Source organism: Acetobacterium malicum subsp. dehalogenans DSM 11527 (assembly GCF_000472665.1).
GTDB lineage: Bacteria > Bacillota > Clostridia > Eubacteriales > Eubacteriaceae > Acetobacterium > Acetobacterium malicum.
Genome location: NZ_AXAC01000029.1, coordinates 48680 through 63548, shown reverse-complemented (window position 1 = coordinate 63548; position 14869 = coordinate 48680). Strand labels below are relative to the sequence as shown.

Annotated in this window: 12 protein-coding genes and 3 pseudogenes; all 15 read right to left on the bottom strand. The window is 31.4% G+C overall.

Going from position 1 to position 14869, the window contains the following annotated elements:
- A pseudogene (locus tag A3KS_RS21120) lies at positions 1-304 on the bottom strand (nucleotidyl transferase AbiEii/AbiGii toxin family protein); the annotation flags it as partial.
- Between the two features lie 92 nt (positions 305-396).
- Entirely contained in the window at positions 397-1086 is a 690-nt protein-coding gene (locus tag A3KS_RS0112120) for a hypothetical protein (protein ID WP_026395149.1), read from the bottom strand.
- An 80-nt stretch (positions 1087-1166) separates the two neighbouring features.
- Positions 1167-1950 (bottom strand): annotated as a pseudogene (locus A3KS_RS23225) (IS5 family transposase).
- 93 nt (positions 1951-2043) lie between these two features.
- Positions 2044-2235, bottom strand: a complete 192-nt coding sequence (locus A3KS_RS0112105) for a hypothetical protein (RefSeq protein WP_026395148.1) — start codon at positions 2233-2235, stop codon at positions 2044-2046.
- Positions 2235-2774, bottom strand: coding sequence for a hypothetical protein (locus A3KS_RS0112100; RefSeq protein ID WP_026395147.1), 540 nt, complete (start codon positions 2772-2774; stop codon positions 2235-2237). Before A3KS_RS0112100 ends, A3KS_RS0112105 begins: the two co-directional genes overlap by 1 nt.
- A gap of 192 nt (positions 2775-2966) precedes the next feature.
- Positions 2967-3242 (bottom strand): annotated as a pseudogene (locus A3KS_RS24040) (nucleotidyl transferase AbiEii/AbiGii toxin family protein); the annotation flags it as partial.
- Between the two features lie 164 nt (positions 3243-3406).
- Entirely contained in the window at positions 3407-3943 is a 537-nt protein-coding gene (locus tag A3KS_RS0112090; RefSeq protein WP_026395145.1) for a hypothetical protein, read from the bottom strand.
- A gap of 412 nt (positions 3944-4355) precedes the next feature.
- Positions 4356-4598: a hypothetical protein gene (locus tag A3KS_RS0112085; RefSeq protein ID WP_026395144.1), complete on the bottom strand. Its 243-nt coding sequence runs from the start codon at positions 4596-4598 to the stop codon at positions 4356-4358.
- Between the two features lie 12 nt (positions 4599-4610).
- Positions 4611-5000 (bottom strand): DinB/UmuC family translesion DNA polymerase, encoded by a 390-nt coding sequence (locus tag A3KS_RS0112080; RefSeq protein ID WP_026395143.1) that lies wholly within the window; start codon positions 4998-5000, stop codon positions 4611-4613.
- Positions 5001-5674: 674 nt separating this feature from the next.
- On the bottom strand, positions 5675-6529 hold the full coding sequence (locus A3KS_RS0112075; RefSeq protein WP_026395142.1) for a DUF3226 domain-containing protein: 855 nt from the start codon (positions 6527-6529) through the stop codon (positions 5675-5677).
- Complete coding sequence (locus A3KS_RS0112070; protein WP_026395141.1) at positions 6519-8735, bottom strand: AAA family ATPase; 2217 nt, start codon at positions 8733-8735, stop codon at positions 6519-6521. The genes A3KS_RS0112075 and A3KS_RS0112070 overlap by 11 nt, the downstream gene beginning before the upstream one ends.
- A gap of 182 nt (positions 8736-8917) precedes the next feature.
- Entirely contained in the window at positions 8918-9622 is a 705-nt protein-coding gene (locus tag A3KS_RS0112065) for a hypothetical protein (protein WP_026395140.1), read from the bottom strand.
- Between the two features lie 109 nt (positions 9623-9731).
- Entirely contained in the window at positions 9732-11597 is a 1866-nt protein-coding gene (locus tag A3KS_RS21100) for a radical SAM protein (RefSeq protein WP_035356143.1), read from the bottom strand.
- Position 11598: 1 nt separating this feature from the next.
- Positions 11599-13173 carry an ATP-binding protein gene (locus tag A3KS_RS0112055; RefSeq protein WP_026395139.1) on the bottom strand — a complete coding sequence of 525 codons (1575 nt, stop codon included), beginning with the start codon at positions 13171-13173 and terminating at the stop codon, positions 11599-11601.
- Positions 13174-13190: 17 nt separating this feature from the next.
- Positions 13191-14867 (bottom strand): ATP-binding protein, encoded by a 1677-nt coding sequence (locus A3KS_RS0112050; protein ID WP_026395138.1) that lies wholly within the window; start codon positions 14865-14867, stop codon positions 13191-13193.
- Between the last annotated feature and the right edge of the window lie 2 nt (positions 14868-14869).

The window sequence follows — 14869 nt, the reverse complement described above, 5'->3', positions numbered from 1 at the left end:
CGCCGTCAAATTTTGTCTCGATACTAACCCTGATCCCCGGATACTCAGCTTCATCCATTATCTCACCAATGCTCTTGATATAAAAAGATACTCCATCGTCCAAGGGAACCGAGGCAATCGAAGCAACGATCTGCTCAACGTCATCAGCATTCACATTGATTCCTTTTACCGTGGCATCTAAATCCATGGTCGANCNTGCGTTNAACCCGATCATCGCCGTTACTAGAATTCCCCCCTTCAAAATGAATTGATCTTTATATTCAGAAAGAGAAATTCGCTCCAGAAATCGTTCCATCATATAATGTGCATCAGTACCGCAGTAAGTACTTTTATAATTTCAATGTATCCCAACGCCCTAAATTCGCTAATTTATCTATAAAAAAAATTTTACTAACTCTAACCAGCTCTCTTTTTTAAACTCCTTTTTCTTTTTCTTCTGGATTTATTTTTCACTATTTCTTCGTTTCTTTTATATTCATCAAGTTTTACTTTCATTTTAGCGTTTTCTTTTTCTAATTTTTCTACTCGTTCTTTTTCTATTTGCTCTTTCTTTTTTTGTTCTTTCTCTTCTTCCTGCTCAAATCTACATTTTTCTCGTTCTTCTGCGTTACTAAATAAATGATATCTATACCCCATAAAAAGCCCACATACGCCGATAATAGTGAAAGATACCATTTCATTCCATTGTAAAATAATTAAAAAGACAAATGTCGCAATTGACATAAACTTTGCCAATTTTAATGCATATTTCCCATGCAATTTAACTGAACTATTATAAATTATAACAAATATTACTAAGATAAATTGCCAAACAATTTGTGTTATGAATAATTTCATGAAATCAGCATAAGACACTCCATAACATATATCAATAACGAAAACACCTATTACTATCAAATTGCTTTTAAAGATTTCTTTCAACACTTCTTTTCCATTATTTTCAAAAAATAAAACTATACATGTTAAATAAATCCATAGCAACATCTTGTAAATCAGTCCATAATCATCATTTACATAACGACATAGAAAATATAAACTAACTGTATACCCCGTATATGAAATGATTTCTCTTATTGCTTTTCCCACACTTTTCACTCTTTCAAAAAAATTTATGGATTATATCCTACATATTTACATTAACCTTCTCATTAAAATTTTTGAGTAATTTATTCTTGTTTTAACCAGGGTGTGTCTGAAAAGTCGAAATACTGATTATTTCGATAAAAGCCAGATGCCAGCTTGTCATAACGTGTCGCAACTCTACGAAAATGTTTGATTCTATTGAAAAAGCATTCAACCAGATGACGCTCTTTACAAAGCCACCAGTCAAAATCCCAGGATTCTTTAGTATTTGGCTTTGGAGGAATTGTATAGGCCGCATCTTGTGCAGTGATATAAGTTCTGATCTCTTTAGTTCCATAAGCTTTATCACGCAGGATATTGGTATCTTTGATATCAATGTTTGCCAACAGACCAATTGCAGCGGTATTATCGCAAACTTGGCCGCCTTAAAGTTCAAAGTAAATCGGATTTCCCAGAGGGTCAACCTCTGCGTGAATTCTAGTTGTGTTACCACCCCAACTTTTACCGATGTATTGATTCACTTCTTCATTTACAGCCCCTTTTTAGCACTGGCACTATGCTGATGCGCTTTTACAATGGTTGAATCAATGCTGGAATTTTGAAATCAGCATCGGTATTTAAGGCATAAAAAACATTTGCCAGTGTTTCGTCATCACACCATTTACAGAAACGGCTGTAAACCGTTTTCCAGGAACCAAAACTTTCGGGAAGATCTCAACACGCAGCACCACTTCGTGCAATCCATAAAATTGCGTTGAAGATTAACCGATTATCTTTAGGTGGACGACCTGTTTTGGCTTTGGGAAATAAATATTTGATCTGTTCCCATTGTTCATCTGTGATTTCATAGCATTTTGACGGCATCATACTTCTCCCAATGTTTTTGCTTTATTCTTAAACGCATTGTGGAGATTGTAAGGAATTGGTTTTCAGACACACCTTAGCTAATCGCTATTTTTATTAATTGTTTTCAAGAAGATCCTTTTTTGTATGCGAGCTAGAAAAATTTTTTGTTTCTTTAAGACCTAATGTTGATTGTTCATTGACTTTAGCAAGTAATGATCCAGTTGTGTTTTGCGTTTCTACGACATTTATTTCTGAAGCTGATTCAGAAACAGTTTCAGAAACTGTTTGTTTTTCTTCATTTAGCATTATATACTGCCTCCTATTATTATAATAAATGCTTTAGTTCCAAATATAAAAACTGTTACTAATGCGCTGAAAAAACAACCCATAGAAAGTTTTAGAAATAATCCACGTCGATTATTCAACTCAAATAATCTCGAATGTTTTTCAGTAATAGCACTTTTCCATTCAAGTAAGAAAGAGTAATCATTTTCAAGAAATTTTTTCTCGTTTTTAGAAACATATTCAAAGAAATCATTGGCACTATAAAAACTATTTTGCTTCCATCTCCACGATGCTAGGAATGCAAATAGAAGACATAGTAATAACAAAAATGTAATTAATGCAACTGCATATAATAAATAATCTTTTGTGAGTTGGTTGTAATGTTCTAAACCTATTTGAAAAAGAATGTATAAAGCAGCTGTACTAAAAGAAAAAGCAGTAGTCATTTGATTAGCTTGAGTTATTAAAGATTCTTCCCTTTTTATTTCTAGATCAAGTGCATATTTGCCATATTCAACTATTTCGCTTAATAAAGTATTTTCTTGGCTTTTTTCAGACATTTTTTAATAACCTTTCTCAACTATCCCAGCTCTAAAATTCAGCTGAGACATTAAAACAACACACTCTGTAGCATCTAAAAAACAGAAGTTGACAGAAAAATGCACCCAACATTTGATTTGATGTAGCTGCAAACCAAACAAAAATCTGACAGGAAAGGTGCATACCACAATGATAAACCAAAACAACCCCATTTCAAATTTTTCGGCCATAATCGTCTCAAGGTTATAAGTCCAAATATCAACAGCCCGGTCTTCCAACATCAGCTTAAATTGATAACGCACTTCCTTGGGTGTTATAATGTCCCCTGTGGAGATATCAACTTTGAACGGTATGATCGCACCATCAAATTTTGTTACCATGCTTACCCGAATCCCCGGATAATCCGCTTCATCCATTATTTTGATCTGAAACGTCACACCAACCAGATCCCGTTCTGACGCAATGGTTTCAATATCATTTACTCTAAGAATCTCGTCACCATACTTTTTACAAAAAACGCCATACTGTGCTGTTAATCTGATACCATCTCAAAGCTTCAGTAAAGCAATCAAAAAATCATCAGATTTTTTTGCCTAGTCTAGATCATTTTTATTCTCCAGTATACTAATTCTTTTTTCAATTTCCTCTTTGTTTATTTTAATTTTGTCAATTCATTTTCATCACCAAATAAAGTTGGATCATTTTTGAGGTTGTATTCCTTTTCACATTGATAGTCTTCTCTATAATCTGAATATATATCAAATTCATGTGGACCAGCCGGATCAAGTTTTTTCCACCATGTAGGAATTTCTGATAAAAATATACAACGATATCTTTTTACCGCTTCTTTATAAGTTATAGTCTCGGATTCCAACGCAATAAACAATTCTTTGTATCTTTCATGTAATATATATGCAGCATCAGTAATACCTTTAAGATTTAATTGATCTGGTAAAATAGTTGCAATGAAACTTAATACAGTCATAGCAATTAATGTATTATTAGCCCACATATCTTGATTATTTGCTACATAAATTGACAAACCAAAAGCAGAAACGCCTGTAATTATTGAGGTGAACTTACAGAATGTTGTTGAAACAAATGTAATCACCTGATAAATTCTAAATTCACTTGATTTTTTCTCTATCTCTTTTAAAAGAGATTTTTTATTATTATTCTCAAAATCCATATTGTTCCTTATATGATATCCATAAGATAAATCATACCTCCCCTTTCATTTTCAAAATTTCTTAGCACATTATAGTAAATGACATAAACCCACAGCTATTGAATTATATGCATTTCTAATCAATAGACCATTCTTTGCTTGACGGGTTCACAGTATCGTTATCATTACGCATCCGATAGATATTTATTTCTCTACCGTGGCCTTTTCTTTTTTCAATATCTACTCATCAATGGTTGTATGTTTTTCCAGTCTTTTTTTGAGTAAAGGATAGTCGTTTATCACATGGCTGAACAATAGTAAATACCGTTATTTTTTTATAATCAGCTTTTTCAAATGAACCTCCCTTTTGTGGTATTGTTTTCATTGTAAGATTAATGCACTGTTTTGTCAAATTATGAAATATATTCTACAACTAATGCTCCTTACCTTCAACAAACCATTTTGGCTTTTCATAATAGACATAGACGTCTTTATTTTTAATTCGACAATGATAGCGGGTTCCCTGTCCGCCGACCTTTAAAGACGAACTAGGCCGGATATCAAAGATAAAGTCAATGTCAAACTCTCGACCATCTTCCCCCAATATCTTCATCGGAATGATCTTTCCATCTTTTTCAAATTTCGCAATCACCGGCACAAATTTCTTCACCGCCATAAAAAACTCCTTTTAAAAATATGAAATGGGATAGATGACATGATCTTTCTTTGCATCCAGGCACCCCATCGGATCGTCACTCGTCACAGCTCGTCGCACCGCCAGATTACTAAAGCGTTTTTTCAGGCCATCCACGGTATCATCCAGTCTTGCCTGTCGTACCCGTAATTCCTCATTGCCAAATATATCTAACTGAATAGGCGTCGAATCCGGTACCAGATCTGTAACCCTCACGCCCATGGACCGGATATCCGAACTAAAATCATAGTTTTTTACAAACAGATCAATGGCAGCTCTGGCAATCTCATTGGTCAGATCTGACGGTTTCGGAAGCTTCATTTGTCTGGTGAAGCTGTACAGCTCTTTATTGCGAACGTGAATGGCCACACTCTCGGTTAGCATATAAATGATGATCTTTACGGCCTTCGCAAATGTACTAGTTATCCAAAATGACATATAAAAATGCGACAAAAAGTAAAATACAAGTGCGACAAAAAACAGGGGTAAAATAGCCAGAAATAGCCAGATTTTTTTGATTTTTCACAGTCGGTCATACTTTAGGTGGAGACTAAAAACAAAAAATAAAAAAAGAACCGCTAATTAAAGCCATTCTTTTAAATAGAAATTATTCATTTACTGGAGCTAGCGGGGGGAATCGAACCCCCGACCTACTGATTACGAATCAACAGGTAAATAGCATATTAAAAGCATTTTATAGTCGCAATAGGACACATTTAGGACATTATTTTTTTTAAATTTCCTAATTGCCTTACTTTCGAGGGCCGTCATCCTTTATGTAGGACACTTGTTGCTAGCGTTAATATGCACAAATTAATTAAGAATCACTTTATCTTGATTGTCACTTTACCTGGTGGGGGCGATCCGTACCGGTTCAAGGTGACAATTAATATTGGGGATTATGGTCATATATAAGTGTGACTTTAACGCTTATTTTTTCAATAACTTAATCATCTTTTTTCTTACTTTAGTATCTAGACAATATAACCCTTCATCAGGAACTTAAAATAACTGTCCAGTTTACTGAAGCCTATCCAGAATTTTAAACCTTTGTAATATTACTGAAATAAGCTAAATATTTCTTTGCATTTCTGATCATTAATAATATCGTTCTTCTTTATAAAATCTGAATTTGCAATTATTACCGAATTGCTAGCTCCTGAAAATTGCGTTTGCCCAACAACAGATATTATCGCTTTCTCCCTACTAAATCTTGAACTTTTAACATAACTATCAGTTCCAGGAGAATATTTTCTACACCGTTCTTTATTCAAAATATTGTTATCAACAAACTCTTCGGCATTATTGATTAAATTTGTATTTTCTATGCAACCACATTTAAACATGTTGTTTAATTGTCTCTCTAAAGTTCCTTTTTTACTAACTTCATCATGAAAAACATAACAACCGAACTTAAATCCACTACAATCCATCTTTACCCCATGTTCAACTTTTTTTTCATCAATAGAATACTTAGAACAGAAATTGTCCTTAATAAAATCTACTCTGCCCTCAATACCTAACTCATCGGCATCATAAAACAAAATATATTCTGTTTCAATCTCTACAGCTCCTTGTATAAAAAGGTTTGCTTTACTACCAAATAACTTATTATATTGGTCAATTACATCATATCTTGGTTTGGTGGTTGTGTCACTATTCATATTATGAAACAAAATCAAATGATTATCTTTGATTAATGATGCTCTCGGGATTAGGTAACTATCCTCATGAAATCCTAGTTTTCTATCTGAAATTTTTTCATTGTTAAAAATTGTGAGAAATAATTGATTTAATGGTTTCGGAAAGCCTGATATACTATTTTCATAACTTTCAAATCCAAAAGAATAAAGAATCTTAGAAATAAAAGCAATATCGTGGGTTCCCTCACAAAGCGCTATACTAATCTTCATTGATAATACCTCCTCTGATATCAAGGTTAATGCTATCGACAAGATATTTTAATTCTTCTCCATCAATATTATTAGCTTCAATTATTCCACCTTTATTATGAATAAGGTAACCTGAAATATCTTCATTTTTATAGTCGTTTTTTACAAAAGCATCAACACACTCTTTTGAATGAGTTGAAAGAAAAACTTGCACATTAAACTCTATTGAAAGTTCTTGAACAAATTTTGTGAATTCTTTAAGTAAAGAATAATGAATTGCTGTTTCAAATTCGTCAATAAGTAGAACTCCATTCCTACAACTTGCAAAACTTAAAGCTAATTCAAACACTCTAAAAATTCCTTCACCATAACTCGTTAAATCTACAGAACTTTCACTAAATTGAGTAGAATCAACTAAAAATTTTTTTTCTCCATTATTTTCAGTATAAAAAATTCTTCTGATAGTTGGGTCAATTTTTTGTATAAACTTAATAACTTTATCGTAAGCGAACTCTTCATCTATTTTCACATCTAGAGATCTATTATAAATAATTACTAACTTCTCAATATCATACATGTAAGGACTACTGAAAAATGAACTGCATATATGCTTTATTTGGTTGTATTCCCTTTTCATTGGATTAAATTCATATGTATGTATCTTGGTTGTGTTTGTTTCGTCATCAATCTTTCCGCATATACTAACAGATGTAACATAATCATCGTATTTCTCAACTTTTGAATCTTCGTACTTTTTTACCTCAACACTAACCGGAAGTTTAAAAAATACTCCACTTATCTTGATATGTTTATTCAATGAACTTTCAAGATAATTCGGATCCATCTTCAATAACTTACTTCTTAATTTAGTAAGGCTAAATAAACTACCCATATCATTCTGATTGCAAAGCAAGAATATACTTTCTAGCAACGTTGTTTTTCCACAATTGTTTGTACCTACAAATATATTAATTTTCTTCAGATTATTCAATTTAAATTCCTTAAACAATTTATACTCGTTAACTAATATCGATGTAAAATGCTCAACTTTTCCATGTTGAAAGCAATTTGTTGGATTTGACCCAAATATATCTAAACTAACCCTTTTTGGCAAAATATTCTCGATTTCTTCATAAATCTTCGCAAGTTCATTTTTATCCTCATCTTCAAGGATATCTGTATACCTATGTATAGTTTTAACATTGTTTTTTACTAAACCAATTGATTTATCAATTGAATTTCGGTCTTCAACTCCTGTTACTTGCAATGCTTTTGCTATACTTTTCCTTTCCTCCAAAATATCAAGCGCATGATTATCATAAATTATTGATCCTAACTCCCTTATTTCAAATGCTTTTGTTATTATCGGTTCTCTATTTCTTTCCTCTTCGCTAAGCTCCTGATCTTCTTCTGTTGTTTCTTCGTAATTTGACATCCATGAAAAAAGACGTTCTAAATTTTTATCATTCATAGCTTTATAGCAGGTATCATCCCAGGACAACCAGTCTTTGATAGTTGGTCTTTTAACAATTTCTTCGAACATTGAATACATATCACTCTCAAATTGATCACCAAAATCACTATTTTTATATGTCAAAATCAAATTGAAAGTTCTTTGAGATGTTCTGATTTTTTGTTTCGTAATCGCTAATGAATTACATAATTCTAATTCTTTTTCAGAATATAATTCCCTATCCTTCTCAAAAGGTTTTAGATAATCATAAATTAATTGCGCCTGATTAATAGTTGCCCATTTTTTATTTCCACTAATATGCTTTAAACCCATAATAATCAAATGATTATCAGTCTCATCTTTGTCATGAATTTCGAATGGCACACTTGCAAAAATCTGTGCATCTAATTTACCTATATTAAACCCACGCTTATACTGATCATGTAAATATTTAAGAGTTGCAACTCTTCTATTCCCCTCAATAACAAGGTAACTATTGTTACCAAGATCTTTCGCTTGAATTACGTCGACTTTCAAAAAACCATTTGCTTTAAAGCTCTCAACAAGATCTTTAATCTTTTCAATCTTATTTCCTTCGATAAAATTTTTTGTTCTTAATTGGACACGTTCATCTGTAACATCCTCGTCACTAATTTTTTTGTATTCTTTATTATCTACAAACCTATAATTATTAGGGTCTAAAAATAAGTTCTTTATATTCTTGCTTATTCTTATTTTGTTATCATTAATCTCTGGCATATTAATCTCTGGCATATTTATCTCTCCTCGTCTAAAATATTCTATAGGCATTTACGAAATGCCACAGCCCAGTGCTATCAGCGGATTTTTCCGCTAATCTATATAGACATCCTCCTTTTATTAACCTAAGTCTTTCAGTATACACTTTGACATTAACGTTAATTCTTCTGAATTTGTGTCTAACTTTCTGTATACACTTAGTCCAATCCCGAACATTTATTATAAATTACTGTTATAAATATTATTAATAACGTTGCTATAAAAGATCCTATACTAATATTATTCAATAGGTCACTTGGAAAAAAAATAAAGAGCTGAATGAAAACGATATTTGTAATGAATAAAATTATGTTCTCGCGAATTCTTTTGTTTGCATAAACAAACTGATTAATTACATTTAAAAATTTTTCTTTTGATGATTTTTCTTGGTCTAAAATTTCTGTTAATGGAATGAACGTCCCAATGAGAATACTAAAAGCAATATAGCTTATAATTAAATAATCATTGTTATCATATTTTAAATAGTTAAATAAACCCAATTCACTAATACAAATCAAAATTGATAAAACAATATTATTTTTATCGGTTTTTTTAAGCAAAATACTATCCTTTTTAAATATTAATTTAAATAGTAATCCCACAATAAAGAATGAAATGATTAAAAGTATAGGCAATAGTATTGGAGCCATTTCATAATTATTTGAATATAAACACATATCTATATAAAGCACCATAATAGGCAGACTAATCAAAAAATACACAAAAACTAATACTTTACGTTTAGCCATTTTTGCAATTTCCAATAAAATATTTTCTTTATATTTTATTAAATAAATCACTATGCAGTAAATTACTAGTGTAAAAAAAAACGATAAAACTATTAACAATTTTTTAAATTCCAATCCAAACTTCACCTCTTACTTAAATTGATAGATTTTATAGTTCAAATAATACTTGAATCATTCTCAATAAAATATCTAAATACTTTATGTCATTTGGACTATCTCTGAATCATAATTTAGGCATTAAAATTTTCTCAGCATCTTTTCTTTGAATGGTGTAAAAATAAAGTACTTCACGGATTTCTTCATCATCAGTTAACGAATTAATGTTCTCAAATATATTCTTGTGAATTATTTGCTTAATCAATTCAAATTTTTCTTTTGGTAGACTGTAAAAAGCTTTTTCCCATTCGTCTTTCAACCCATTTCCTTTATAAAAAAAGCGATACACAATCATTGCTTCCGGCATATATAAAAGTTTATTGAACTCAGTCTCATCTTTACCAAAGGCTTCTTCGAAATAAGACTTCCCCTTGCCAATTTTTCCTTTTGTAGCATTCAGTACTGCTTGAATTGCACGAATAAATTTTCTATTCCAGTGCTTCCCAATATAAAATCTATTGCGGAAAAATTCAGGATCATCAATTGGATGAAATTTCATAGGAAATGAAAATATACTTACCTTAAGTTCTTCACACAATTCAATATTTAGTTTCATTCTTCTATACAGATCTACAGGATGATCATCGTAGTTATATAATAAATAATTGGACATATGCGTAATTCCATTTTCAGTAGACAGCCGGATTGCTTTCTCATATGGCTCGCGCAAATTCCAACTATCAAACGCTATTCTTAATGGTCGAATTGGTATTTCAGCTAGTTTTTTTGCTTTATCAGGACATGCACTAAGGATTCTTGCATCTACACCTTGATTAAAGTCAACGTATCTGTTCTTTGGAACATTCCGGTAAATTTTTTCAAAAAAAGGTGCAAAGTATTCTTCATGTAATAAAATTTTTGATTTTTGAGCTGTATAAACACTATTTAGCTTATTGTCTTTTAACAATTGATATAATTCATCTTTTATTTCATCATCATTTAGTTTTTCAAGCAACAATTGGTATTGCTTTATCATGCTCCGGATATATCCTCTATCATTATAGCCTGACTTTAAACCATGAATCGTGAGCATATACTTATTTGGTTCAACAAACATTGTTTTTTTGTCAAAACCACATGCTTTTATTTCATCAATGATTTTATTAAAGTCCTTTGATGCCAACACATTGTTATCCAATAATAATAAGTTTCTTTTTTCACCAAATGTAGCTTTAACTGATGTTATTTGATCGGAAAGATTAATATAACTACAGTAATTTGGCTCAATTTTCGGTACTCCACAAAAAGAACATTTATTAACGCATCCTCTTGTCATGTAACCATAATATCCACTATGCTCTGGATAAACATAGTCAATTTCCTCTAGAATAGAATAGTCCAACTCTAAATGATCAATAATAATTTTATTTGGTTCATATTCCCCACCTTTATCTAGCAATCCAACAAAAGGTTTAATACCAGTTTCATTTTCAATTTCATCTGGCACCATAGAAGCCGCTATACCTCCAACTTTAACTTCATTTATATCTTTGCAGAGAAGTTTAAATGAATTAATGGTTTCTATTGTTTTTTCCCAATAAAATGTAAATAATGTAGTTATGCAAATCCTATCCCATTTAGGATTTACGAGATATTTCTTTTTGTAATAATATTCGCGATAATACTTAATATTTTCAATTGCAATCACACTTTCTGTTAATAATTGCAATTCTATAAGGTTTTTAGATAACCCCTTTTGAATATATCCTATAATACATGTTCTATACTCTGTCCAATCCAAAGTACTATCATTTATCATCAGTTTTTGTAAAAGTTCTTCGTAAATTTGTTCGATAACAAATTGCTTAAAATCACCTTTGAAAAAGGTGACTTCATCTCCTAACATTTTATGATATGTCGAAATTTTCATAAGGCCCATCGGTGGATATTTGTTTTTATAGTTAGGTTCTATTAATAATATTTTTCTGCTCATTCTATTTATTCAACTCATTCTGTATTTTATTAATTAATTCATTACTTAAATCTTCTTGCAATTCATCTTTTATAACTCCGTATATTCGTGATACTAGCTTCTGCTGTTTTTTATCTAGTTTAGATAAACATTGTGTTACATATCCTGGAGTGTTAGGCGGCTTAACAGCTTTCTTAGTTCTCTTCTTTATATCTACATCCGGTCTATTAATTTCTTTGATTTCAGATTTGAATTTTTCCTTGATTTTTTTAATCACCTCAACTAATGGATCTGACTCAGATGTTTTTTCAATCAAGTTTTTCAAATCACGTTCTGCTTTGCAATTTTCTTCATCCTTAGTTTTTAATTCGCGCTCGATCGTTTCTCGTTCTTTTTCGTTAACAAATCCATTTGATTGTTTATCCTGATATTCTTGTTCTTTCAACTTCAAATTAATATTTTTTCTATATGCAATTTTGGCTTTATTTGCGCCATGATAAAGCTTATGAAGCGTTTCAAAATATTCCTGCAATATAACTTCAAATTCATACCTTATTATATTTTCATTGAAATAATCTCTTCTAGCATTTGGAATCAATTCCTTATGAATTACGTGAATTTCGCCAACAAAATAGGAGTTCCCTCGTGATTCTTTGAAAAACTTTGTGAGTGTCCTGTCATCACCAAGTTGAATATTTGACTGTCTTAATCGTAAACCCCGCATTTCATTTACCGATTCAGGTATAGCCTTCTCATATCTGCTAATTCCATACCACATCCAGGCTAATACTTCGCCATTATCCCGTTCAATTTTCGTGATTCGAATGTTAAAAATTTCATCATATTTTTTCGCTTGTCCTGATATATTTTCATAAAGATATGTACCGTAGTTTTTGTGAATAACTTCATCATTTACATAAATCTCATATTCATTAAGAAGTATGGAATTTTCTCTCATAAAATTATAAATTTCGTTTCTGTATATGAATTTGTTTGAATATGGCACAGGTGCGTTGGATGCCACGTACTTTCTCACTTCATCAACATTTAGTAATTCATGGTTATCCTTACGTATATTTATCATTTCAACTATAAAAAAATGTTCCTCCTCATCACATTGTTCTGTTTTATATGAAATCACTTGGTTTAATATTTCCTGAGCGCTATCCTTTGCATCTTTGTCTTGTATTAATTCCAATAATGCCTTTGCATCCCAATTCATGATAGTTTTTAATTTCTCGCCTTTATAAGTTGTGACAAAACGTAATGTATCGCAATAAGCAAGCCCACCAAGGCGTCCTATACCGCGGAAGCCCTTATCAATACCCACTTCTTTATTTGAATCAGCCACATCTCCAAGTTTTTTTGAAACATCACCACTTGGAATTCCCGTAGCATTATCTTTAATGATTATGCTGCGGGTGTTGTTATCAATTGTAATGTCAATTGATAATTTTTCATTCGGAAACATATTGTTTTTTCTTGCAAGATCTATTTGGTCCGCTGCATTTTGAATATATTCTCGAAAAATTATTTTTGACTCAGAATACATTCCCACTGTGAGATTTTCTATTATGTATTTTCCTATTCTAATCATATCTAATCTCTGACTCCCTATTTGAATTGTTTGTATAATGGTTTAGGAAACTTTACATTTAGCAATGACCTAAAAATTGGGTTTTGAATGATATACTCACCTTGCTTCAATCGGGTCATCATATTTTTGTATACACTAGGTATATATTTGTAATCGCCTTTGGATAATTCAATTGCATTCGTCCTTCCATAAGCAAAAGTTGAAGAATTTCCTGTTACTCGGCTATGTATTGCACTCTTAAATTGCTCTGCACCAAATAAAACAATACCTAAAGAACGGCCTCTTTCAGCAATATCCAAAATTTGCTTCAAAATAGGAGAATTCTTTGGTGTATCAGAAGAAGCAAATTTATTTAGTTCATCTATAAAAATAATAATTTTTGATGGTGGCTTTTTTCCATCTGTTGTATCTTTTTCATCCAGTTGCAGGTTATATAATTCGCGTATTGTGTGCCCAAAAACAAAAGCTTGCATGTCGGAGTCGAGTTTTGCAACGTCAATTACATACACATCATTTTTCTGAATATCTTTTATCTTTTGAGCAATACGCACTTCTTTTTTCGAATCATCTACAATTGAAAATAAATAATTATTATTTATTGATTTTTTTACCATCCGAGTAAATTTACGCCAACTTAAAACAGATATTTCTTTGCTTTTATCATTAGTATTACCAGGTTGACAGCGTTCTTCTAATTTTTCTATAAATGCTTTCCAGTCATGAACAGCGCCAAATCCACCTTGATTATCAATAATATAATTAATAATCGATTCCATTGTCTGGTTTGAATCATCAATATTTGAAAACATCAAATCAAGATTGTCCTTATCAAGGTCATACTCAAATTTATATTCAAATGCTTTATTATGTTTAGTTTGCTTTTCAAATAGATCTTTTTCTGCGTAAGTGTTCGACCTCTTTTTATTGGAATAAGGGTATAGATAGGTAACTTGTTTAAAAGGATTAGTCTCGAGTCCCAACATAGAATAAAAAGCCATTGTTCGATCCTTTTCATCTTGATCACCTTCAAAGTCATTCGGTTCGTCAAGCGCTAGCATATCACGGCCTTTAACATTAAATACTACAAAAGCAACATCCTCAGCTTCCTCATCTTCCAAGCACTTGTCTTGAATTGCTTTCATTAAAAACATCCCATATGATGTTTTTGCAGCCAATCCAGATATACCGGAAATATTTAAATGTGCTCCTTCAGGGCCAATTAAAAATTTTGAATCTATATGTACAGGCAACGTGATTTTTGCCGTATCATCTGTACCTTCATACATTTCTAAGTACCCGCAAACAAGTGGGTTCTTAATACTATCTAAACCTAATGCAATTATAATTTCTTCTTTTGTCGCCAAATGCACTTTGGCATTACTTTGGACGGGAATAAAAATATTATGTGTATTACCAACAACTTTTGCTTTAACATAATTCATTCCTATTCTCATTGTAGCTTCTTCAGCATCAACGTCGCCAAAATCATTGCTAATAAAATTTGACAAAAAACTCGCGGAATCTGTGATGTGCGAAATTTCTTCAACAACAGCAAAAGTACTGCTATTCCTAATATGTTCAACTTTTATTACATCAAATGGATTGAGTATTAAATTCTTATTAGTCCAAAAACAAAAATCATCTATCGTCGTAGGAACCTTTTCGGTTGCAATGACTTTGCCAATTAAGCTCATTT

Excerpts from the sequence above, each read along its gene's own strand:
- A3KS_RS0112055 (WP_026395139.1), bottom strand. The coding sequence starts at position 13,173 with ATGATTAGAATAGGAAAATACATAATAGAAAATCTCACAGTGGGAATG.
- A3KS_RS0112075 (WP_026395142.1), bottom strand. The coding sequence starts at position 6,529 with ATGAAGATTAGTATAGCGCTTTGTGAGGGAACCCACGATATTGCTTTT.
- A3KS_RS0112070 (WP_026395141.1), bottom strand. The coding sequence starts at position 8,735 with ATGCCAGAGATTAATATGCCAGAGATTAATGATAACAAAATAAGAATA.
- A3KS_RS0112100 (WP_026395147.1), bottom strand. The coding sequence starts at position 2,774 with ATGTCTGAAAAAAGCCAAGAAAATACTTTATTAAGCGAAATAGTTGAA.
- A3KS_RS21100 (WP_035356143.1), bottom strand. The coding sequence starts at position 11,597 with ATGAGCAGAAAAATATTATTAATAGAACCTAACTATAAAAACAAATAT.
- A3KS_RS0112080 (WP_026395143.1), bottom strand. The coding sequence starts at position 5,000 with ATGCTAACCGAGAGTGTGGCCATTCACGTTCGCAATAAAGAGCTGTAC.
- A3KS_RS0112085 (WP_026395144.1), bottom strand. The coding sequence starts at position 4,598 with ATGGCGGTGAAGAAATTTGTGCCGGTGATTGCGAAATTTGAAAAAGAT.
- A3KS_RS0112050 (WP_026395138.1), bottom strand. The coding sequence starts at position 14,867 with ATGAGCTTAATTGGCAAAGTCATTGCAACCGAAAAGGTTCCTACGACG.
- A3KS_RS0112105 (WP_026395148.1), bottom strand. The coding sequence starts at position 2,235 with ATGCTAAATGAAGAAAAACAAACAGTTTCTGAAACTGTTTCTGAATCA.
- A3KS_RS0112090 (WP_026395145.1), bottom strand. The coding sequence starts at position 3,943 with ATGGATTTTGAGAATAATAATAAAAAATCTCTTTTAAAAGAGATAGAG.